Here is a 22,531-nt window from a genome sequence, read left to right as displayed (position 1 = left end):
TGTCTAATGAAGGGAGGGTCCGTAGGCTGGCGCCAAACGGCTGATCATTGTTTGACATCAGCCGGTTCGCGCCAGCGTCCGGACCTTAATCGAGTGGTATCGGGCTGAAGCCTGCACACCAGCGGTTGTTGCATCCCCTTCGACTTGTCCCCCTGCCGTTCGCATCAGGAATTTGTTGCAACCATCGGAAGCGCGCCGTCGTCCCCATTCCGGCCCACAACCATGAAACGCATCTGTTTGCGACACTCGGTTGCACAAGATCTAATGATCAGCAGCCTGATCGTGGCCTCAGCGGTGGTGCTGATGGCCCTGTCGACGCTTCCACTGAGTGCCGATGAGCGAGCCGAGTCTTCCGAAAATCCGCCACAGAACGCGGTTGAGACAAAGCCCGTCCATGGCGAAGCGGACACCTCGGACGGACCGATCGAACCGCCACGATCGGTCGACCTTCTGGACGCCGAAATCGACGTCACGGATTTGCCACGACCACCTCGACAGTCGACATCGCTCGAGGGCCCCGCGGCATTGATTCGTGGATTGAGCGATGGGCAATTGGCGGCGTTGGCACGTGGCGAGCAACCCAACGCGGCGTTGGCCAAGCAACTCGAGCTGACCGGGGCCGACCTGCATCAGCTGCTGTTGGACGAATTGGCGGAACGATTAAGCAGAGAGCACCAAAAGACGCCCGAACCGCTCGTGAAGCCCGCGGCGAAGGTCGATTCGGACGGTCAATCACAGAATCCGTCGCCACCGAATCCCGACCTCGATCCGGGGATCGACCGACAGGATTTGTTGGATCAGGGGCCGGTGGAAGTTCGATTGCAGGAGGTCGTGGTCCAGGCACAACAAGGGACACCGGCCGGAGCGGTCGTGATTGAACTGGTGTATGCCGAAGGACAGGGGCCGATCCTGTTTCCAGACCAACCGTTGTTTCTGGTCGAAAAACAAGCTCGCGCGAAATACGTCACGTTTGATATCCGCTATCAACAATCGTCCAAACGATCGCCTTTTGAAGTGGACCGCATCCTGGCGGCGTTCCTGGTGAACGGGCAAGAGCCGTTGGATGTAACGCTGATGACTCGTGACGAAGTGCTGCTGGAGCGAGTGGATGTCAAACTTGTCGGCCAGGTGGCGGCGCTGGCACCGCTGAAAAGTCGCTGGTGGAAATCGTTTTCAAAGATCCCAGATGAACTCGGCGACGAACAGAAATTGTTCCGCAGGTCCTTGGCCGCGATGCTGGCCAGACGCTACGCAGTGGCGAGCCCATGGCCGGTACCGCACGACGACGACGGGCAACAAGGCAGCGGGTTGGAAGCACAATTCGAACGCGCCGTCGGCATGTTGTTTGGGATGGAATCCGTCAAACTGGCCATGCAAGAGGACGTCACACTGAATGAATCCACACGCACCGAAATCGCCGACCAGCCTGTGCCCCCCAAGCCCCGATTGGCAAGTGTCGCGATTCCCGCGTTTCAAGACATTGCGATCGAACCAATGGCGATGCATGTCCCCGAAGAGTGTTTCTATTTGCGGACGGGCAGCTTGGACAACTACAAGAACCTGCGGCAATTCCTGACCGGATGGGGAGGCGACCTGAGCGATGTTGTCAACTCGGGATCTCTGGATCGACGCACTCGAGACAAGATCGAGTTCCAACTCGCACTGGCCCCCGCACACACCGCATCGGGTACCTTTGATCAGTTGATTTCTGACATGGCCTTGGTCGGTTGTGATCCGCTGTTCAGCGACGGTGCTGCGGTGGGAGTTGCCTTTGAAGCGGTCGACAGTTTTCAGCTCGCCGATGAAATCAAGCGGCAACGCCGACAGATGCTCGACAGGTTTCCCGAAGTTTCCGAACGCCGCCTGAATGTTGCCAATCATCGCGTTTCGTTGCTTTCGACCGATGACAACCGCGTCCGTTCCTTCTATGCGATCGACGGGAAATACCACCTGGTGACGAACTCGCAGTCCCTTTTGAATCGGTTCTTCCAAGCCGGACGCGGTGACAGGTCGTTGGGAAAGTTGCGTGAGTTTCGCTATGCCAGGCGCAAAGCGGATGCCGCAGGGCATCAATTTGCATTTCTCTACCTTTCCGATCCGTTCTTTCAAAATCTGGTCAGTCCGCACTATCGAATCGAGCTGACGCGCCGGTCGCGTGCGGCGCAGGAGCTTCAGCAATTTCGACTGGCCAAACTGTTGGCGAAATCGGAAGGCATCGATACGGCATCGATCGACGAACTGGTCAAAGCGAAACTGCTGCCGCGAGGATTCGGCGATCGCGCCGATGGCAGTCGGCCGATCCAGATGGACGATCGCTTTCAAGACTCACTTCGCGGCGTCCCAGGTGCATTCCTTCCCATTCCGGACGTCCCGATCGACAAGGCGACGCGCAGTGAAGTGATCGCGTACCGAGGCTTTGTGCGTGATTACAACCGCGAGTGGCGCCGCGTCGATCCGGTGACCGTCGTCTTTACTGAGAAAGAAAACTCTGCCCCGGGGATGCGCCGCATCGGCATCGAGATCGTCATCACGCCGTACGCGCGGCAGAAATATGCGCTGCTGGAACGCCATCTGGCCGATCCCGGACGTCGTCGATTCGCTGCGGATGACCGCGACCTGTTGAGTGTCGATACGGCGGTCAGGATGCGACGCGGCAGCCCAGCTCATCTGCTTTATATCGGGCTGCGCGACGATCAGGTGGCGTTCGAAATGAATAACGGACAAGTGCGGCTACTGGACCAAGAGCAAGACGCGACGTTTGCCAAGCTTCGATCGTTCGGTGTGATCTCGCCGCCGAGCACCGATATTCTGCGGATGCTCGCTTCGGTGCTGCTCAACGGCCAGCCGTTGCCAGAGCACACGACGCCTCGGTCGCCACCTCCGCCGCCCCGTTCACTCATGCCCTGGTCGACCGCCGCGCTGCCATTCGGATCGCCTCCCGCCGGGCAACTGTTCTATTACTTTGCCTGGGGCATCGCCAATCTGCCGCCCGGAGGAGCCTCAGCGGCGAAGTATTTGAAGATGATCGAGAGCCGCGGTGATTTGACAACTGTCGCCATGCAACCGGACCTGCGCGACGAAGTGTTTCACGGTATTTCTCGTGAAAACATTGCCAACCCGCCCAAAGTCCGATTGCGGATGCGTTCACTTTCCGGGGCTGACATCGAACCATACATCCAAGCGTACACCTACCTTGCATCGCGTCAGACTTCTTATCAAAACGCGCGGTTTCTGGCCGATCTCACGGATTGGCTGAACCTGCCGACACAGGAATCTCAAGGGGTCATTGAAAGCCTGTTGAACGCCAAGATCGCTTGCCCGCTGGGCGGAGCGTTTCAATTGAAGCAAGTCGCCGGACGCACCGATTGCGTCGGCACCGCCTGGAATGAATCAAGTCTGTATCAGCTCCATCAAACTCCGGAAACGTGGAAGTTTCCGTTTTTGGATTGGCTCCGCGAGATGGACCTGCGCTTCGATCTGGACCAAAACACGCTGCATGCCAAGGTGGATTTAACGATCCGAGCGGATCCACTTGGTGTGGATCAGGTGAAGGTTGCATCGCAGTGACGTCGTCACCGGTCATCTGGCGGTTACGCTCTTCGCCCTCCCTGCCTCGTTCCAATGGCTCCGGCTTGGAACGCACTGCAGGTGTGGCTCCAGCCACACACACCGCGTGCAAACTGAGCCGTAGGTTGGGCTGCGCAAAAACGCGGGGCATGCCACCTTTTCTTACCCGCATGAGGAAATTGGGTAAGAAGATTTCATGGGTAAGAAAATGATGTATTGCACTCTCCATTGAGTCTCATCAATTCTCCTACCCCTAAAATCTTCCTACCTCCCCGTCTGACACGTCGACCGGGAGCACGAGAGGGATGGCAGAATGATTCGGGGCAGAATGATGAAACGCCGGTGGGCAGACGTCGGAACGCTGATCTGAAGGGAGTTCAGCGGTATCGAAATCTCACAACCGAAAACTCGCACGAATTGCATCGTCCTGTGCAGCCCAGGCAATACCCGGGAACGAGGGAAGGACGCTACCGAGATAACCTTCCATCGTCAATCGAATTGATACTTTGTGTACGGGTCGGTGGCGGAGTAGATTTCCGCGGAAGTCAGCCGCGGGACGTCCCAGAGTTCCTGCTGGTTGTACCGGGCACGCATGGCCAGAAAATTGGACCGTGCGATCGCGTAATGCCATTCCGGTTGATCGGTCTGGTCGCGTGCCTCGATCAGCAACAGCGCCTCCGGGTCGGTGGCTTTGGCAAGCGCGAACAGCCCGCCGTCGACCACATCGGCATCTGGACTCTGGTAGCGGAGCAGTGGTTGGGATAAAAGTCGCAGACGGGTTTGCGTGCCGTCTTTTTCGGTCATCTCAAATTCGAACCGCTTCGCCAAGCCCCGCATCTGCACCATGCGTTGTGATGCCGTTCGGCCCGGCGGTGGAGCGTCGGGAATCGGCTTCCAAGTCACGCCGGGTGTCGAAGTGTGCCAGTCCTTCTGCCCCGAGCGCGTCGCCCGGATCGGGACACCGGCCAACGATTGGAATTCGTGGCTGCTGTGGGTGAAGGGGCGGTACCATTTGTAAAATGATGCGATCGCAAGCGGGCGGCCCTGACGCGTCCAGACGTACACGCCGCCGTAAATCTCTCCGACCAACGGGTTGGTCCAAGTCAGCACCGCATCTGGTTGCAACTGCGACGGTTGGCCGTCAGTTGTGATCACATATTCCCTGGCGATTTGATCGGCCAGCTTTGCGAACGCTGCCGCATTGTCGGCCTCTTGGGCCGAACAAATCGATGCAGTGAAGACCGAAACGCAAACCGCCGCCGCTAGAATTTGTGGACGCATCTTCGTTGCCTGCATCGAGGGATCGTGTTGCCAACGATGCCAGGATAAGACACGGCGTCTGAAACTGCAAGTATTCACGCGTCTCAGGTAGCGGAAGCCGCGGAGGCTTTCGGCGTCCCGCGCGGCCGGAAGCGAAACTCTTGGCGAGTTCCGCTACGGGAACGACGGGTGGGCCGGCGGACTATTCGCTCAATTCCAATTCATCAAGAGTCGGCATGGGCTGCTCGATCACCTCCGCCGGCGCCGGTGCGTCGGCCGGGACGAACTGCTGGTCGGGGACGATCGCACCGTCTTGCATCATCAACCCTGCGCCGCTGGATTGGATTTGGGACGGATCGAAGGAGCGTCGTGTCACCGGCGGGGTCATCGTCACTTCGGACGGATCGTGGCGCGGCGTCAGGAATAGCCCCTTCTCATACGCGTCACGTTGTGCACCGGCTCCCCATGCCCCCTCGGCGAGTTGGACTTGGTTGTACGCCAACAACGATCCCTTTTCACGATGCAGGTCGCGGATCGCCAAGTTGTAGTCCGCCAGGGCTTGATAGAATGCAACTTCGCTTTGCACGACCGACCGTTGGGCTTGCAGCAAGAAGTTGATGTTGTCGGTTCCATCCAGGTAACGACGCACCAACACGTCGACTTGACGCAGGTCGGCTTGGTAACGATTGTAATTGGTTTCGACCAGCTGATGCGTCAATTCGACGTTTCGTGCGGCATCGGAAAGATCATGACTGATCCTCAACTCGGTTTCGGCCAAGACGGCGCGTTCACGCTGCAGCTGCAAATTCGCATTTGCGACCGCCGCACTGGCTTGTCGAAGGCCGACCGGGAGTGTGAATTCGACGCCCGCCCGCCATTCTTGGAATTCGCCGTTGAGAATGGACGAGCTGAGCCCATCAAAACGACCATCATCGATATCGCCGATCAGGTTGTCCCCGAGACCACGGTAGCGATACAGCCCGACAAAGTCGAGTTGCGGTCGCTTGTTCAGCCGCGACGCGTAGAGTTCAAACTCACGCTGTTTCACCCTGAAACGTTGACGCCGGATTTCGACGCGACGCTGGAGTGCTTGTGACAGTGTTGAGTTCCAGTCGAAGACGACCTTGGAGTCGACGGGGTCGGTGGTCGGCTTGATCAGTTTGCCATCGGAGGCCGGCATGCCGAGCAGGTAACGGAGTTTCTGCTCGGTGGCGTACAGCCCGGCTGGTCCGCCCAACTGACTCTGGACGCTGGCTTCGAATTGATAGTACTGCGACTGGGCTTGCGCTTCTTCGTCTTGGCGTCCGGCACCGACATCCAATCGGACTTTCTGATACTGATAGGTTCGCAGCGCCGATTCACGCCCTTTGATATTGGCTTCGAGCAATCGGTAGGCGGTGGAAAGTTCCCAATACGCTTGTTCGACATCGGCGACCAATCCGACAACCGCGTTTTCGAAGTCGGCCAGCGCGACGTCCTCATTGATCCGTGCGATCAAGACGCCGTTGTAAACGCCCGGCACCTGGCCGGATCCGACGATCCGGTTGTATTGCAGCCCCGCACCACGCAGGATCGGCTGTCGCCATTCCGCTTCAACCCAACCGACAAAATCACTGGAAAAGTCTCGGTTCGGGTTGTTGTTGCGCGTGTAGTTCACGACGTGGCGGATCGAGAACTGAGATCCCAACGCCGACCGCTTGGTCAGTTCACTGGCGTATTCTGCCGACGTCCCTTCATCGACTTGTCGCTGAAAGACCTGAGTGAAGGGGTTGATCAGAATGTTCCTTGGCGTGTCGGTTCCGAACCAGTTGAGCGAATTGCTGTATTGCGCATCAAAGGCCGACAAAGCCGCTTCGGTTCCCTGGGCCGACGAGGCGACTTGACCGGGATCAAAGATCGTTTGTGCCGTTGCGGCGTTGGTGACACTGGCACCCAACGATCGGATCACCGGGCTGTCCCGCATCGCCATCGAAACGGCTTCTTGCAGCGTCAATTCCAACGCGGGAAGTTTAGAGGGGTCTTCCAGCGAATGCGGAGCTTCGGCGGCGTCGGCGGCGATCGTCACCGCGGTGGCACATTCGGCCACTTCGGGATACTCGATCGAAAGCCCCACGCCGCGGTGATACGACGTCGTCGTGTCGTGCGGCCCCGGCCCGATCCGATCCCAGACGTGGCAGCCGACGCTTGCCGGAAGCGTCGTCGCGATCGTCATCGCCGTGACGAGGTTTCGCAGGAGTCGACGTTTGGTGTTCGTTGAACGCGTGGTGGATCTGGTCATCAATGTCTGCCGCGTAGGATGGCGAATGGCCGGCGGTGCCTGAAATAATCCGGACGAACCCGCCATCGGGTCGAATTGGTGTTTGTCCTATCGACCATCCGCACGGCAAAACTGGAACAACCCGACCATGAAATCATGCCGAGCCATCGGCACAACCGACAAACTCGCGCCGTCGATGTCAAACCGGAACGGTTCTGCTGGTCATGACAGCATCGATTTCATCCGCGGCGAGTTGCGGGCCAGACGGCCCCCCAAATCGCGAGCGAATCACTCGCAACGATTCCGACAACTTGAGATCCTGTAGAACAAATGCCAACCTGCCTGCAAGGTCTCGATCGCTTTGCAAGCAAACACCGCCGCCGAGCGCCGCCACTCGCTCGGCGTTGTCAAATTGGTCAAACGCCAGCGGGCGAATGATCTGCGGGATTCCCGCTCGCAGGGCTTGCGACGTCGTGCCGATGCCGCCGTGGTGCACGATCGCGCAACAGTGCGGCAACAGTTTTTCCAGCGACACGTAACCCGACGTGCGCACGTTGTCGGGCAATTCGGATGGAAAGCAACGCGGATCGCCCCCCAGAAGCAAACCGGCGTGGCCCAGTTTCACGCACACATCGCGGGCCTGCCGAAAAAATTCGTGTGTGTGCCAATTGGCCGAACCGCCGGTGAACACGATCGGGCGATCGGGCGGCGGTTCGGCGAGTTCATCGCCCCCATCACGCGGCGGCCCGTCAGACAACGGAAATCCGACGTGTCGAAGCTGCGGCAGAATGCCGACCGTCGATGGGGCAAACCAATCGGGATAACACGCCAGGACTCGATCCGGCGAGAGCCACCAGCGGTGCATGACGCGGCGGACCGGTCCGAGCCCCTGCGCGCGTCGAATTCGATTGATCGGCCCGGCGAGCAGCGGGTCCAAGATGATTTTGTCTCCCAACCAGTAAGACAATCGAAACGTTCGCCGGTGCCGTGTCGGTTCAAATCGCCAAGGCGTCAGTCGAGCGGGCTGATCGGGGGTTCGCAACATGACCGGGGCCAGATGAACGTCCACCAGCGGGATCGTCGGATCCAGATCGCGAACGATGCGTGAGGAGAAGTCCAGCGGGTGGGAAACCAGGATGGTTCGCCCCGGACGATGCAGCGTTCGGATCAGGTCGAAGTGGGGGCGAAGAAACTGTGCAGCGATCCCGCCCATCACTTTGCGCATCCCACGCAGCAGCGTCCAGACCGCGGGGTCAGCCAGCATGTCATCGAACTGTTGCCGGTCGATCAATGAAAAAGGCTGCAGGCCGGCGGCTTCGGCCAGTTCGGCGTAGGGCTGAGCCAACGAGATCGCGACGTCGTACCCGCGTCGACGAAGCTGCGTGCCGATCGCAAGCATCGGATTGACGTCGCCGCGGGAGCCCGGCGCCGAGAGGATGGCCAAGGGGCGACCGGACGAGGTGTTCAATTCGGACGAAAATGTTCGGGTGATCGGTCGACTCGGGTCGCAGGTGGGATCAGCCGTTTCACGCAAGCGTACGGGCATATCAGAATGAAGACGACAAACCGATGCCCTTAGGCTCACACGCTACCACTGAAGTTCATTTGTCATCAGCCGTTTCGCTCGAGCGGCCTTCCCGTCGGGTCTAATTTAGCGGGGTTGGTTCGAAGCCCGATGCGTGAGCGAGGTGCGCCGCGTGGCCCCTCGCTCACGCTTCGGGCTGGCATCATCGCACCGTTTCTGGTCGGACCGCTTTAGCGATCGATTTCGTATTCGGTGAGTTTCCGGTATGCAGTGGCGCGGCTGATCCCCAGCAATTTCGCGGCTTCGGGGACACTGCCGCCGGTTCGTTCGAGTGCCTTGGTGATCAATCGTTTTTCCCATTCGTCGATTCGAAACGTATCGAGTCGACTGATGCCGGCATCACGCAGCCCCAGATCATCGGATTGGATCTCATCGCCGTCGGCCATCACGATCGCGCTGTCGATGACGTTTCGCAGTTGTCGAATGTTCCCCGGCCACATGTATTGCCGCATTCGGTCGCGAGCTTCTTTGGAAAGCTTCAACCTGGCGCGGCCGTGCTGCATGCGAAAGTGTTCCAGGAAATAGTCGATCAACAAATCCAAATCGTCGCCCCGTTCTCTCAGCGGAGGCAGCAACAATTCGAACACGGTCAATCGATAGAACAAGTCTTCGCGGAAACGTTTCTCTCGGACGAACTCCGCCAGGTCGCGGTTGGTCGCCGCGATCACACGGACATCGACGTGGACTTCCTGGGTTCCGCCGACCGGCAAAAACGGATGGCCTTCGAGAATCCGCAGCAATTTTGCTTGTCCCTCCAGCGTCAGCTCTCCGATCTCATCGAGAAACAACGTGCCGGTGTGGGCCTGTTGGAACCAACCTTCGTGATCGCTATCGGCACCGGTGAAGGAGCCTTTCTTGTGTCCGAACAGTTGGCTTTCGATCAACTCTGATGGGATCGCCGCACAGTTGACGGTCAACATGGGGCGTTTGGAACGTTTGCTGCTGCGATGGACGGCGCGGGCGACCAGTTCCTTGCCACAGCCGCTTTCCCCACGAACCAGCACGCAACCGTTGGCTGCCGCGACGCGGGCGATCTTTTCCTTCAACCGCAACATCACCGGGCTTTCGCCGATCAATTCATCCGTGTCGGCGTTTCGTTTGGCGATCTGTTTGGCCTCGACACGCAATTGGTCATGCTGCAGGGCGCGGTCCAATCCGACCGCCAACAATCGGGCCGCCGCGATCGCCAATTCAAAGTCGATTTCGTTGAATGACGGTCGGTTGCGGTACAAATGCAGGATCCCGATGTTCGCTTCGTTGGTGTCCAGCGGGACATAGATCGCGTCGGACCAGACGGACTTTGCCGGCAGCTTTTCTTGCAACTCCTCGTCCGAGGAGCGTTTGTCGTTGACCCAGATGGCTTCCCCACCGCCGACGACGCGGCGCAGGATACCGCGGCTGACTTTGACCTTGTCGACTTCGTCGGTCGGTTCGACCTTGTGCGGGCGTTGGCGGCCGTCACCGCCGTCAAAGGAAAGTCCCACGGCATCGGCGCTGGTGCGATCGCGAAGCAATTTCAACACCGAATCGATCACTTCATCCGGATTTTCCAGCCGCAGCATCGAAAGGCTTAGCAGGTACAGATCGAACAAATAGCCGGCATGGGCGACGTCACGCATCGGGTCGTCGGTCGAACGCGTGTCGATCAGCGAGACGTCTTGGATGATCGTCTGGAACGCATCGTCCAATTCGGCACTGTCGGAGGACGGATCGATGAAACGCATTTCCGTCCCGCCGATCGTCAGCACACACTGATCGGCGATTTGGGCCGAATCGATCTTTTGGCCGTTGACCAACGTCCCGTTGCGGCTGCCGGTGTCACGGACCTGCCAGCGATCATCCTCGTAGAACACGACCGCGTGAAACCGGCTGCAAACCGGATCGGACAGCATGATTTCACAGCTCGATCCGCGACCGACGTGCATCGGCCGTTGTGGGTCCAACGGATAATGGCGGCCTTTCTCGGGCCCGGTTTCAACCGCAAGATACGCGACCATGATTCATTCACGTCGTGGGGTAACATCGGCGACCGACCGAAAGCAATCTTCGCCTTCCCTGCTGCCGACTCCCACCATGATAATCAGAATCTCATTTTAAGACTAGAGAGATGAGAGTCCTGGTGCTGCGTTCCCCTTCGATGTTTCGGTTCATGGGGGGCGAGAAAAAGGGTCAGGCATGAATGGCACGGGCTTAGTGAGCCGACGGCGCTAGCCGCGGGCCTTGATATGCCTTTAACACGGCGGTCAGGCCCGAGGCTAGCGCCTACGGCTCAGCGTCTTGGCTTAACCCCGTGCCATTCGGGTCAGGCCTAGGCGCCAAGTTTAGACGACACCCTCCCCGGAGAGGGTGTCTATATGGGTAGCCAACCTGCAGCCATCCAATCGACGTCTCCGTGGATCAGCCGCCGGACCCCGCGGCGGTCTCGGCTGGTGTTTCCAGCACACCTTGACAGCGTCCCCAGACCATCACGCCTTCGACGACCATCCAACCCTGGAGCGCCAGGATCGAAAATCCGAAGGTCGTCAACACGACGTTCCCCGCGGGCAGCCAGTTGTAAAACAGGTCGTACGTGATCGCCCATGCCGGCATCAGCAACATGATGAACATCGGGATCATGATCGACGCCAGCGGTTTACTGCGGCGGGCCAAAAAGATCAGTGCGACCATCAGCGCCAGACCGGCCAGCAACTGATTGGTGGCCCCGAACAGGGGCCACAACACCAACCCGCCCGTGCCGGGGCTTTCACCGGCAAACACGGCGATTGTCAATCCGACGCCGACGGCGATTCCGGTCGCCACGTATTTGTTGGCCAGCGGTTTGGCACCGGCCGAAAGCGCCAGTTCGCTGATCACATAGCGTTGCAGGCGTGTGGCAGTGTCCAGGGTTGTCGCGGCGAAACAGGCGACCAGGACCGCCATCGTCGCGATGGCCAGTCGCAGGGGCAGCCCGAGCGCGGACAAGAAATTTGCACCGCCGTCAACAAACGCCCGCAGCTTCTTTGCCAGATCTTGCTTTTTCCACCCTGCATCGGGCTCTCCGTCGGCCCCGGTCCGATAGTACTCCCGCCAGGCCTGGTTCCCGGACACATCGGCACGTTCGATCGTGACCACGGATGTTCCTCCGCCACCGGTCGTCGTCACGCTGCGATGGAGCGGTCCCATGCCCACGCCGGCCGAGCAAGCCAAGATTACCAACACCGCCAACATGCCTTCCAGCAGCATGCTGCCGTATCCAACCGCCTGTGCGTCGCTGGCTTTTTCGAGCTGTTTACTGGTCGTGCCGCTGCTGACCAAACAGTGGAATCCGCTGCAGGCACCACAGGCGATCGTGATAAACAGAAACGGAAACATGCTGGGCGCATCGGCGGGGACTTCGCTGGCAATCATCGGCGCCGATTCGGTCAATTGAGCTTGTCCGGTCAATGAAGCGATGCCCAACCCGCCCAACAACAACGCCAACGCCACGAACAGTTGCAAACTGTTGATATAGTCGCGCGGCTGCAGCAACAACCAAACGGGCAAGACCGAGGCGATGAAGGCGTAGATCAGCAGCGCGATGGTCCAGACGACCGTCGGCGTCCAGAACAAGCTCTCGCTGGGCAAATAGGGCTTCAGGTCAAGGGGCAGGTGATACGCGCCCACGTAGACTGCGACGTACAGCACGGCCAATCCGACCAGGCTGGGAATCACCAACCCGCCTCCGCTGCGATAGCGCAATCCGATGATGACCGCGATCGGCATCGCGATCCAAACGCTCAGCACCGATTCGGGATAGATCGAAAAGATTTTGGCGATGACCAATCCGAAGACCGCCAAGACGACTGAGAGCGCGAGCGAGAGCACGATCAGAAACAGCACTTTGGCACGTGGAGAGATCAACCGACCGGCGGCCTGTCCGATCGTTTGCCCTTTATTGCGGATCGAGATCACCAAGGCGGCCAAATCGTGGACGCCCCCGATCAAGATCGACCCGAAAACGACCCACAACAACGCCGGCAACCAGCCCCAAAACACTGCCAATGCCGGTCCGACGATCGGTCCCGTCCCGGCGATGCTGGTGAAATGGTGGCCGAACACGATCGATTTCCGAGTCGGGACGAAGTCCACATCGTCGCGGCATTCCTCGCTAGGCATCGTCGCGTCGTCGCTCAACCCGAACAGCCGTTTGGCCAGCCAGCGGCCATACGTGTTGTAGGCGATGACGAATCCGACCATCGACAAGACGGCGACAAAAAGAGTGCTCATGGGCAGAGGCGGCCAGGGGGTATGAAATGGCGGGAGGGGGCCCGGGAGGGCCATTCAATCGAAACGGCCGAGTTTAACCGATCGGCAACGGTTTGTCGTTTCCAGTCTCCATCAATTCCGCCCACGCCGGGGCGATTACGGCCCGTTCCAGGACCTGGCCGGCCCGTACCATGGAACAGCCGCGGACACGGTCCTATAATCCCCAACCCATTCGCAAGAACCATCTCTGCAGGAGTTCTCACACGGTGAGCAACGAGATCGAAAAAACCATCATCATCGGCAGCGGACCTGCCGGTTGGTCCGCCGCCATCTATGCCGCTCGGGCGAACCTGAACCCGGTCGTCTATGAAGGGACCGTCAAACCGGAAATGATCCCGCTGGGGCAATTGGCGTTTACGACCGAAGTGGAAAACTTTGCCGGTTTTCCCGCCGGTGACATCCGCGCGTTCGTCGAATCGGCGGTGGACAAGGACCGCCACTGGAACCTGCCGCCGGTCCCCCAAGGCCACGAGCGCGACGGCAAGCCGCACTACGCGGTTCAAGGCGTCGAGCTGATGGAATTGATGAAGCAGCAGGCGCTCAACTTCGGCACCCGTGTGGTCGGCGAAGATATCGTGTCGGTGGATTTCAGCGGGCCGATCAAAAAGCTGACGACCAGCGGCGGCGCAACGGTCCAGGCCCACACCGTGATCATCGCCACGGGCGCCCGGGCGAATTACCTGGGGCTGCCCAGCGAAGAGGAATACAAGAACAAGGGCGTCAGCGCCTGTGCGGTCTGTGATGGGGCGTTGCCGATCTACCGCAGCAAGCCGCTGGCCGTCGTCGGTGGCGGTGACTCCGCGGTCGAAGAAGCCACGTATCTTGCCAACCTGAAAGGCGCCGACACGATCTACTTGCTCGTACGACGCGACGAAATGCGGGCCAGCAAGGTCATGCAGGAACGCGCGATCAATCACCCCAACATCGACATCCAGTGGAACACGGTCGTCGAGGAAGTCCAGGGCGACGGCAACCTGGTCAATAACCTGCGCGTCAAAAGCACCGTCGACGATTCGCAGCGAGACCTGAAAGTCGGCGGGATGTTCGTGGCCATCGGCCACACGCCCAACACGTCGTTCCTGGAAGGAGCCGTCGACATGAACGATAGCGGCTACATCCGCTGGACCAAATCGTTCCGCACCAACACCTCGGTCGACGGCGTGTTCGCCGCGGGCGATGTGGCCGACGATTACTACCGCCAAGCGATCACCTCGGCCGGAACCGGCTGTATGGCCGCCCTAGACGCCGAACGCTACCTGGTCGAACTGGAATAGCCCATCTCGCCACGAACGACGGTCCCTTCCGGGCCGTCGCTCGATCGCACTGTACGACGGTCCCTTCCGGGCCGTCGCTCGGTCGCACTGTACGACGGTCCCTTCCGGGCCGTCGCTCGATCGCACTGTACGACGGTCCCTTCCGGGCCGTCGCTCGATCGCACTGTACGACGGTCCCTTCCGGGCCGTCGCTCGGTCGCACTGTACGACGGTCCCTTCCGGGCCGTCGCTCGATCGCACTGTACGACGGTCCCTTCCGGGCCGTCGCTCGATCGCACTGTACGACGGTCCCTTCCGGGCCGTCGCTCGATCGCACTGTACGACGGTCCCTTCCGGGCCGTCGCTCGATCGCACTGTACGACGGTCCCTTCCGGGCCGTCGCTGCTTTCTTGCATCCTTCCGCAACGAAGCTCGTCATCAACAATAGGGATGCGTACGCGCAAAGTTTTGGGGAGACGGGAGCTCTTTTCGATCGGGGTACCTGAGATGATTCGGTTGGTATCCACCTCACACACCAGCCCCATCTTCGGCTATATTTCGCGACTGACTCCCCCCGCTCCCACCTCCTTCTCTTTTGTCGCGTTATCGATGTCCGATCAACCCAACCCCGGTTCCGACACTTCCGCCGCGTCTGCTCCTCAAGTCAGCGAGAAAGTGCTCGCCGACCGCAAATTGTTGCTCGACGCACAGGCGAGCGGAAAAACGCTTTCGACCTACGTGCGATTGTCCGGACCGGGATGGTTGCAGGCGGCGATCACGCTGGGCGGAGGCTCTTTGGCCGGAGCACTGTTTTTGGGCGTGTTGGGCGGGACCAGCATGCTCTGGTTGCAACTGCTGGCGATCACGATGGGCGTGATCATGCTCTCGGCGATCAGCTACGTGACCTTGTCGACCGGGCGGCGGCCGTTCGAAGCGATTAACAGCGAGATCAACCCGGCGCTGGGATGGGGCTGGATCATTGCCACGGCGATGGCCAACATCATCTGGTGCATGCCGCAATTCAGCCTTTGTTACGACGCGATCGACAAGAACCTGGCCAACCTTGCCGGCGGCGGCGGGCTCGGCGATGCAACCAGCACCAAGATCATCGTCACGATCGTCTTGTTTCTGGCCGCCGGGTTTGTCGTGTTGCTCAACACCAAACAGGGAAGGGCGGCCAAGCTGTTTGACATCGTGCTCAAGTCGCTGGTCGGTATGGTCGTGATCTGTTTCTTCGGCGTCGTGGCGTTACTGGCGATCAATGGGGAACTGGAATTCGGTGGGATCCTGGCCGGGTTCATTCCCGATCTGTCGCAGTGGAACAATCCCGCCGGCGAAATGACGTCCGTCGTTGCCTCGCTGGGGCAAACCGAACAAACCTATTGGACCAGCCAATTGGTTTCCACGCAGCGTTCGGTGATGATCGCCGCGGCGGCAACCGCGGTGGGGATCAACATGACATTCTTGCTGCCGTATTCGATGCTCGCGCGAGGCTGGGACAAACCGTTCCGCGGCTTGGCCCGATTCGATTTGTCGACCGGCATGGCGATCCCGTACGTGGTGGTGACCAGTTGCGTCGTGATCGCATCGGCATTTTCGCTGCACAACACCATCGACGATTCGTTGGCCAGCAACGATTTGGCCACCATGCAACAAAGTCCCTATTACAACGGTGTTGAACCGATCTTGTTGGGACGCGTGGATCATGAACTGGGTGCCGAAGCAGCCGAGTCGATGTCGATGGACGAGAAGTTACGGCGTGTGGCTGCACTGAGCGTCGAAGAAAAACGCGTGGCATTGTCGCTGGTCAAGCGAAACGCGTTTCAGTTGTCCGGCACGTTGGAACCGCTGTTGGGTCAATCGCTCTCCAATCTGGTCTTCGGACTCGGCGTGTTCGGGATGGGATTCTCGACCATCGTGATCTTGATGCTGATCAACGGCTATGCGTTCCGTGAGATGATGGGCCAACCCGACGGCGCGGTTCCGTTTGTTGTGGGTTGTTTGGTCGCGGGGCTTAGCGGAGCGACCTGGTGGTACCTGTGGGACGGCGAAGCCAAGTTCTGGCTGGCCATCTTTGCCAGCACGTTCGGGATGATGCTGTTGCCGATCGCCTACGTGACCTTTTTCCTGATGATGAACAACAAACGGATTCTCGGGGCGGAGAAACCGACCGGGGGACGCATGGTGGCCTGGAACGTCTTGATGCTGTTCGCGGTGATCGGAGCGATCGTGGCGGCCGTTTCGGCGATCGGTGAAAAAGCCAACGATCCGAAATCCTTCCCCGTGATCATCGGCCTGATCGTGGTCTACGGTATCGCGGTCGTGATCGGGTTCGTGAAGAAACGTGGCGGGGCTGTCGCGGGTTAAATGTCAACACCTGGCGAATGGGTGTGCCGCCCGGACGCTGGCGCGAACCGGCTGATGTCAAACGATTATCAGCCGTTTGGCGCGAGCCTACGGCGCCTTCCCTTATTGCCGATGCCCGTGCCATTCGGGTCGATTTTTGCTTCCTTTCTAAATGCGATCGGATCGATTATTCTGGGCGGGTCATCATCCCGCCTGTTCGGTCCCACCTGCGAATTCCAGAGTGAAAATGAAAAACGTCGTCCTGTTTGCGGCCGCCTGCTTCACCGTTGCTTCTCCCGTCAGTTTCGCCGAAGACTGGCCCCAGTACCGTGGGGTTGCCGCCGATGGGAAATCGGCCGAGTCGATCGGCAAGGCGGACTGGAGCAACGGACCGAACGTCATTTGGAAGACGGAAACCCCGTTGGGCTTCAGTTCCTTTGCCGTCGCAGAGGGCCGCCTGTTCACCGTGATCGCGACCGAAGGATCGGAGGTGTTGTTGACACTCGATGCGACCTCGGGTGATCAGCTGTGGCGATTGCCGATGGGCAGCAGTGAGTACGAACAGGGCGGCGGCAATGCGGGCGCCGCGGGCAACATGGGCGGCGACGGTCCGCGATCGACCCCCGCAGTCTCCGACGGCAATGTTTACGTTTATGACTCCTACATGGTGCTCCGCTGCGTCGATGCCGAAACCGGAAACCTGGTTTGGAAACAAGACATCATCAACGACTTCGCCGGCCGCAACATCCGATGGCTGAACGCCTCCAGCCCGCTGGTCGATGGCGACGTGGTGTATGTCAGCGGTGGCGGCGCGGGACAAAGCTTCCTGGCGTTCAACAAGAACGATGGCCAGCTGATCTGGAAAAGCGGTGATGAAACTATCACCCACGCGACGCCTTCCTTGGCGACCATCAACGGCAAAAAACAATTGGTCTACTTTGTGCAATCGGGTCTGGTCGCGGTCGATGCGTCGACGGGTAGCGAACTATGGCGGACCGAATTCCCGTTCAGCGTTTCCACCGCAGCCTCACCGGTCATCGAAGGCAATCTGGTGTATTGCTCTGCCGGCTACGGCGTCGGTGCCGGACTATTCCAGGTTCAAGGTGGCGGCAAGGTCGACGAGGTGTGGTTCAAGGCGAACGAGCTGATGAACCACTGGAGCACCCCGATCGTGCACAACGGACACCTGTACGGGATCTTTGAATTCAAAAAATACGGCCGGGCGCCGCTGCAATGTGTCGAACTGGCGACCGGTGAAATCAAGTGGAAAGAATACGGGTTCGGCCCGGGCAACTGCATCTTGGTCGGCGAAAAACTGGTCGTGTTGTCCGACGCCGGTGAAGTCGTGATCGCGGCGGCCAGCCCCGACGCCTATCACGAATTGGCCCGAGCCGACGTGCTGAGCGGAAAGTGCTGGTCGACGCCGGCGTACAGCGACGGACGCATCTACGTCCGCAGCACCGAAGAAGCGGCCTGCATCGAGATCGGAAACTGAAGCGGCAAAACCAGCCGCTCGGCACCCCATCATTCTGCCCCGTATCATTCTGCCATCTCTCCCCAGCCTTCCGCCGACTCGAAAGCGCCCGGTGGGTGGGAGAGGAGGTGGGAAGATTTAGGAGGTAAGAAGATTGGCCGAATCGAATGGGTGGTTTAATTCATCATTTTCTCACCCCCAAAATTTTCTTACCTAATTTCCGCAGCGTTCTCGCTACGTCCCAGCGCATCGCCCGAATCGAATAGAATCACGGGGGTGGATAACCTCCCCCGCGATTCGCATTCCGTATTCGGTGCCTCATGCTCAAGTCTCTACTTTGCATCGCTCTTTCGACCGCCGTGCTTGCCGGCACGTGCCCGGCACAGATCCTCTCTGGCGACAAAACGGATCTCTTCGCATTGGTCATCGCGCCGATCGATCTGACCGATGCATCGCGTTCGATGACCGTTTACGACACCAATGAAGACGGTGCAATCGACAAAGACGAACAAACGCGGATCCGCTGGCAAGATGAAATCGACCAGTACGATCTCAACCGCGACGGCAAACTAACGCACCTGGAACTGTGTGTCCGATTCGCGAAGATTCGAGACGATTCGGGAGTGACCCAGCAGGTCATCAACAACGCCAAAGTGTTTTTGCGACGACACGACAAGAACGGCAACGGCCAGCTCGATCCCGACGAGATCGCGAACGGCTGGCCGAGCAATCCTGAAGAATTCGACGCCAACCACGACGGCGTGATCACGCTTGCCGAAATGGCAAAACAATTCGCTTACATGGCCGGATTGCGCCGCGAAATGGGGATCGAGCAAGTCGATCAAGTCACCGCGATTCGCACGGTGCGAAAACTTGACGCGGACAAGGATCAAAAGCTGGACAAAGACGAACAGCAAGGGGCATATCTGCCTCTGCCCGCGAAAGAATTTGACGAAAACGACGACGGAAAACTGGGCATCATGGAAATCGCGACGATGCTGGCCAAATACCGTCGCGATTCCGGAATGAGCAAGTCGGACCTCGCGAAGGTGCGTTCGCTATTTGAACGATACGACCGAAACTCCGACGGCATGATCGACCAGACCGAGTTCACCGCCGGGGATGTCTTCGGAGCTACAGCGAGAGGGAATCCGCTGAACGAATTTGACGAAAACAAAGACGGTCAGTTGACGCAAGCGGAAGTCCAACAGACGATCGCCCGGACACGGAAATCACTCGGCTTTAACGACGACGATCTCGCCGAAGCCAGAAAGTTGCTCACCCGCCACGACAAAGATCGAAGCACGTTTATCGAGGAAGCGGAGTTCTACGAGTCGCCTGTTTCTGGCCAGCTCGCCAACTCCGTTTTGAAACAGGCCGACGGTGACGATGACAAACGCGTTTCGCTGATCGAATTGGCCAAGTACATCGCCAATCAGAAAGACTGAACCTTCGGGCCAGACGGCAGAGCCAGACTCGGAGCCCCGTCACGCCAGTCGTGTCCGACCGATCGCTGACTAGCTTTCCCATCATTCTGCCCCCGCATCATTCTGCCCCCACATCATTCTGCCTTCTATCGTTTTGCCCCCATCGTTTTGCCCCCATCGTTTCGCCCCCTCTTCTTGCTGCCTCACTCCGGCTACGACCGCCGATGACAGAGCGTGGTGGCTGGTCGGAGAGGCAGGAAGATTTTTTGGGTAGGAAAACGGACGCCATGGCATGCACAGCATGCCCTACTCAGTCACCCTTTGCAGCATCGATTACGAAGTCGACTAACTTTTGGCTGCGGAAGAAACCTTCCCAGAAATTGTGGCCTTGCCCATCGACACGCTCCAACGTGATCGCGGCTTCATTGCCGGCCGATTTGTAGGCCGATTCCAACACCGCCGAATTCCGCTCGATCGGAACCACGCGGTCTTCGGTTCCATGAATCACGTAAACCGGGATCCCCGCTTCGGCGACCACGTTCAAGTTCTTCGCAGGGTTCAGTTCCTGCTGTCGCTGCTCTAATGCTTCCGGCGTGACCCCATAGACCGGTGCGGCGCGTTCGACGCCCGGATAGCTGGTGTAGTCGAGCACCGGGTAGATCCCGCCGATCGCCGCGACGCGCTCGGGACGTTCGATCGCGAACCGGCTGACGTACAACCCGCCACGGCTTCGGCCCAACAATGCCGGCTTGGTGCTGTAGCCTCGCGAGACCATTTCGTCGTACAGGGCGTCGAAGAATGGTTGACTGTGCGGGCTACCGTAGGCTTCACCCACATCGATTCCCGCGACCGCGATGCCGGCATTGAGGAATTGCCGGTGCATCCATTGCTCGTGCTTGTCGGGGTATCGAGACAGGGCGGGGGCATAGAAAATCCAGGGCATTCCCAGTTTGGACTTTGCCGGCGAATCAGGCTTCATCAGAAACGCGTGGCGGTCGGCGACAAAGAACGTTTCACCGCCGGGCAACACCTGCGAGCGTTTGATCCGCCCGGCTTGCTGGGCCTTGGACATCACGTCGGATTGACGCGTCCATCGGGATCCTTTGCTCAGATCCTGAGCTGACAGATCTTCGGTGGCAAGTTCAACCGATTCGGCAAGTTGCTTCTCCCAAGCGGCAACCAATTCGGCCAGCTTCTCGGCATGCGGCAACGCGAGATCGACGGATTCGATCCGATCGTTCGAAAGGTCGTACAATTCCCATGGCTCACCGACCGGTGAAACCGCTTTCCAGCGGCCCTGCCGGATCGCTCGATGTCCGTCGTGGTACCACCAAAGCGTTCGCTCTTCGGCCGAGTGTTGCGCGTCCAGGTCCGCCAGGAAACTGATCCCAGGCGGTGCAGGGGCGCCATCCGGATGCGTCGCGCCGGTCAGTTCGAGCAGCGTTGCGGCGACGTCGATGACATGCTGGGGATTGCGTCGGAATTGGCCGTCGTCCTTGATTCGATTGGGCCAGGAAACGATGAACGGCGTCGCGATCCCGCCTTCATGCGTCCACGTTTTGTGGCGGCGAAACGGGGTGTTGCAGGTCGTCGACCAACCGGGCCCCAGGCAAAGATACGTCAGTGCCGACCCCGGTGGCTCGTTGGGATCGTGCCCATCGCCACGGACCATGATTTCGGCGCTCGCCCCGTTGTCGGACAGGAACATGACGATCGTGTCGTCCCAACAACCCATCGACCGGACTTGATCCAAGACCCGTCCGATGGCGATGTCCATTCGATGGACCATGGCCGCATGGATCGCCATCTTGGTCGCCTGGAATGATTTCTGTTTGTCCGTCAATTGATTCCACGGAACAGGCCGATTGGTTTCTCCCTCACCCAGGATCTCAAAGGCTTCGGGAAAGTGATACGGAGGCCCCAGGTCGCGTTCGACCGATGAAACGCGATTGGCGGTTTCAGGATCCAAAATCCCCATCGCCTGCATCCGTTGCCAGCGTTGTTTGCGGATCGAATCCCAGCCGTCGGTGTAGGTGTCGGCGTAGACCGCGATGTCTTCGGGCAGGGCGTGCAGCGGAAAGTGGGGCGCGGTGAAAGCCAGGTATTGAAAGAACGGCTCTTCGGCGTGCTGTGCGGCGTGTTCCTTCAAGTTTTCAACCGCGTCGTCAGCCATCGAGCTGGTCAGGTACTCATCATCGCGGAACTCCAGCGGCTGCTTCGGTTTTTCGTTGGCGTCCAGCTTGGGGCTGAAATAGCGTCCCACTTGGTTGAGTGACGTTTTGTCGAAGCCGCATTTGGTCGGCGTGCTATCGATGTGCCATTTACCGGTGTGGTAGGAGCGATAGCCGACCTGAGACAGCATCTGCGGAAGCAGCACGGCCCAATCGGGTCGCAGGCCACGGTTGCCGCCGCCACTGGGGACTCCCGGCAAAAAGTCACGTCGAATCTGTTGGGCATAGTAGCCCGTCAGCATCGAACCGCGCGTCGGCCAACACCGCCCGGTGTTGTAGAACTGGGTGAAGCGCAATCCGTTGTCCGCCAGTGCATCCAAGTTCGGCGTCTGGATCTCGCCGCCGTAGCAACCCAGATCAGAGAACCCCAAATCGTCGGCCAGGATCAAGACGATGTTGGGACGCTTGGTCGATTCGGCCCGGAGGACTGCCGGAGCGACGCACAGCGTGAAAAGGAATGCAGTGGCGAAGACTGCCTGTGTAACGATGGGACGTCGCGGAAAACGCGTGGACATTCGGCTGCAACCAGGCGAGGGGGAGGTGGGGAATCGCAAGGATTTCGTGAGATCGTGCCTCAGTTTGACGCCTCGCCAACCAATTCTCAAGCAATTTCAGCGCAGCGGTCGAAGCGACCGAGGCATCGCCGGTGTTCAGTGTGTGTTACATGATGGGATAACGAACAATGGGCTAAACGATGGGGGCAAAACGATGGGAGCAAAACGATCACAACCTAAAACTGTTTTGCCCCCAATGATTTGCCGTTGCATTTTGGTCGGAGCAACGATTCTGCGATGAGACCAATAGGACACATAGGACTGATAGGTCCCATCTGTCGTATTCGTCCTAT

General features: G+C 59.2%; 11 protein-coding genes. 5 read left to right on the top strand and 6 right to left on the bottom strand.

Annotated elements, in window-relative coordinates:
• The first annotated feature begins 222 nt into the window (after nucleotides 1-222).
• A complete protein-coding gene (locus Mal15_RS12175; protein WP_147868011.1) occupies nucleotides 223-3,567 on the top strand; it encodes a hypothetical protein in 3,345 nt (1,114 codons plus the stop codon).
• Nucleotides 3,568-4,056: 489 nt separating this feature from the next.
• On the opposite strand, the gene Mal15_RS12170 is transcribed toward Mal15_RS12175, so the two are convergent.
• The 5 genes from Mal15_RS12170 to Mal15_RS12150 all read right to left on the bottom strand — a co-directional run bounded on the left by Mal15_RS12170 (nucleotide 4,057) and on the right by Mal15_RS12150 (nucleotide 12,914).
• Nucleotides 4,057-4,848, bottom strand: coding sequence for a hypothetical protein (locus Mal15_RS12170; protein WP_147868010.1), 792 nt, complete (start codon nucleotides 4,846-4,848; stop codon nucleotides 4,057-4,059).
• Nucleotides 4,849-5,029: 181 nt separating this feature from the next.
• Nucleotides 5,030-7,105 carry a TolC family protein gene (locus Mal15_RS12165; RefSeq protein ID WP_147868009.1) on the bottom strand — a complete coding sequence of 692 codons (2,076 nt, stop codon included), beginning with the start codon at nucleotides 7,103-7,105 and terminating at the stop codon, nucleotides 5,030-5,032.
• 178 nt (nucleotides 7,106-7,283) lie between these two features.
• Nucleotides 7,284-8,630: a glycosyltransferase gene (locus tag Mal15_RS12160; RefSeq protein WP_147868008.1), complete on the bottom strand. Its 1,347-nt coding sequence runs from the start codon at nucleotides 8,628-8,630 to the stop codon at nucleotides 7,284-7,286.
• A gap of 209 nt (nucleotides 8,631-8,839) precedes the next feature.
• Nucleotides 8,840-10,666 (bottom strand): sigma 54-interacting transcriptional regulator, encoded by a 1,827-nt coding sequence (locus Mal15_RS12155; RefSeq protein ID WP_147868007.1) that lies wholly within the window; start codon nucleotides 10,664-10,666, stop codon nucleotides 8,840-8,842.
• A gap of 400 nt (nucleotides 10,667-11,066) precedes the next feature.
• A complete protein-coding gene (locus Mal15_RS12150) occupies nucleotides 11,067-12,914 on the bottom strand; it encodes a carbon starvation CstA family protein (protein ID WP_147868006.1) in 1,848 nt (615 codons plus the stop codon).
• Between the two features lie 245 nt (nucleotides 12,915-13,159).
• On the opposite strand from Mal15_RS12150, the gene Mal15_RS12145 reads away from it, so the two are divergent.
• The 4 genes from Mal15_RS12145 (at nucleotide 13,160) to Mal15_RS12130 (ending at nucleotide 19,474) form a co-directional block, all read left to right on the top strand.
• The gene (locus tag Mal15_RS12145) at nucleotides 13,160-14,227 is read left to right on the top strand and encodes an NAD(P)/FAD-dependent oxidoreductase (protein ID WP_233903419.1); all 1,068 of its coding nucleotides are present in this window, start codon (nucleotides 13,160-13,162) and stop codon (nucleotides 14,225-14,227) included.
• Between the two features lie 588 nt (nucleotides 14,228-14,815).
• Nucleotides 14,816-16,573 (top strand): divalent metal cation transporter, encoded by a 1,758-nt coding sequence (locus tag Mal15_RS12140; protein ID WP_147868004.1) that lies wholly within the window; start codon nucleotides 14,816-14,818, stop codon nucleotides 16,571-16,573.
• Nucleotides 16,574-16,799: 226 nt separating this feature from the next.
• The gene (locus Mal15_RS12135) at nucleotides 16,800-18,047 is read left to right on the top strand and encodes a PQQ-binding-like beta-propeller repeat protein (RefSeq protein WP_147868003.1); all 1,248 of its coding nucleotides are present in this window, start codon (nucleotides 16,800-16,802) and stop codon (nucleotides 18,045-18,047) included.
• Between the two features lie 299 nt (nucleotides 18,048-18,346).
• Entirely contained in the window at nucleotides 18,347-19,474 is a 1,128-nt protein-coding gene (locus tag Mal15_RS12130) for an EF-hand domain-containing protein (protein ID WP_147868002.1), read from the top strand.
• A 289-nt stretch (nucleotides 19,475-19,763) separates the two neighbouring features.
• On the opposite strand, the gene Mal15_RS12125 is transcribed toward Mal15_RS12130, so the two are convergent.
• Entirely contained in the window at nucleotides 19,764-22,199 is a 2,436-nt protein-coding gene (locus Mal15_RS12125; protein ID WP_147868001.1) for a sulfatase-like hydrolase/transferase, read from the bottom strand.
• Between the last annotated feature and the right edge of the window lie 332 nt (nucleotides 22,200-22,531).

The organism is Stieleria maiorica (genome assembly GCF_008035925.1).
Classification (GTDB): Bacteria; Planctomycetota; Planctomycetia; order Pirellulales; family Pirellulaceae; genus Stieleria; species Stieleria maiorica.
Note: the sequence above shows the minus strand (reverse complement) of the source record. Positions and strands in the feature narration are given on the sequence as shown.

Excerpts from the sequence above, each read along its gene's own strand:
- Mal15_RS12175 (WP_147868011.1), top strand. The coding sequence starts at position 223 with ATGAAACGCATCTGTTTGCGACACTCGGTTGCACAAGATCTAATGATC.
- Mal15_RS12150 (WP_147868006.1), bottom strand. The coding sequence starts at position 12,914 with ATGAGCACTCTTTTTGTCGCCGTCTTGTCGATGGTCGGATTCGTCATC.
- Mal15_RS12140 (WP_147868004.1), top strand. The coding sequence starts at position 14,816 with ATGTCCGATCAACCCAACCCCGGTTCCGACACTTCCGCCGCGTCTGCT.
- Mal15_RS12135 (WP_147868003.1), top strand. The coding sequence starts at position 16,800 with ATGAAAAACGTCGTCCTGTTTGCGGCCGCCTGCTTCACCGTTGCTTCT.
- Mal15_RS12125 (WP_147868001.1), bottom strand. The coding sequence starts at position 22,199 with ATGTCCACGCGTTTTCCGCGACGTCCCATCGTTACACAGGCAGTCTTC.
- Mal15_RS12160 (WP_147868008.1), bottom strand. The coding sequence starts at position 8,630 with ATGCCCGTACGCTTGCGTGAAACGGCTGATCCCACCTGCGACCCGAGT.
- Mal15_RS12155 (WP_147868007.1), bottom strand. The coding sequence starts at position 10,666 with ATGGTCGCGTATCTTGCGGTTGAAACCGGGCCCGAGAAAGGCCGCCAT.
- Mal15_RS12170 (WP_147868010.1), bottom strand. The coding sequence starts at position 4,848 with ATGCGTCCACAAATTCTAGCGGCGGCGGTTTGCGTTTCGGTCTTCACT.
- Mal15_RS12130 (WP_147868002.1), top strand. The coding sequence starts at position 18,347 with ATGCTCAAGTCTCTACTTTGCATCGCTCTTTCGACCGCCGTGCTTGCC.
- Mal15_RS12165 (WP_147868009.1), bottom strand. The coding sequence starts at position 7,105 with ATGACCAGATCCACCACGCGTTCAACGAACACCAAACGTCGACTCCTG.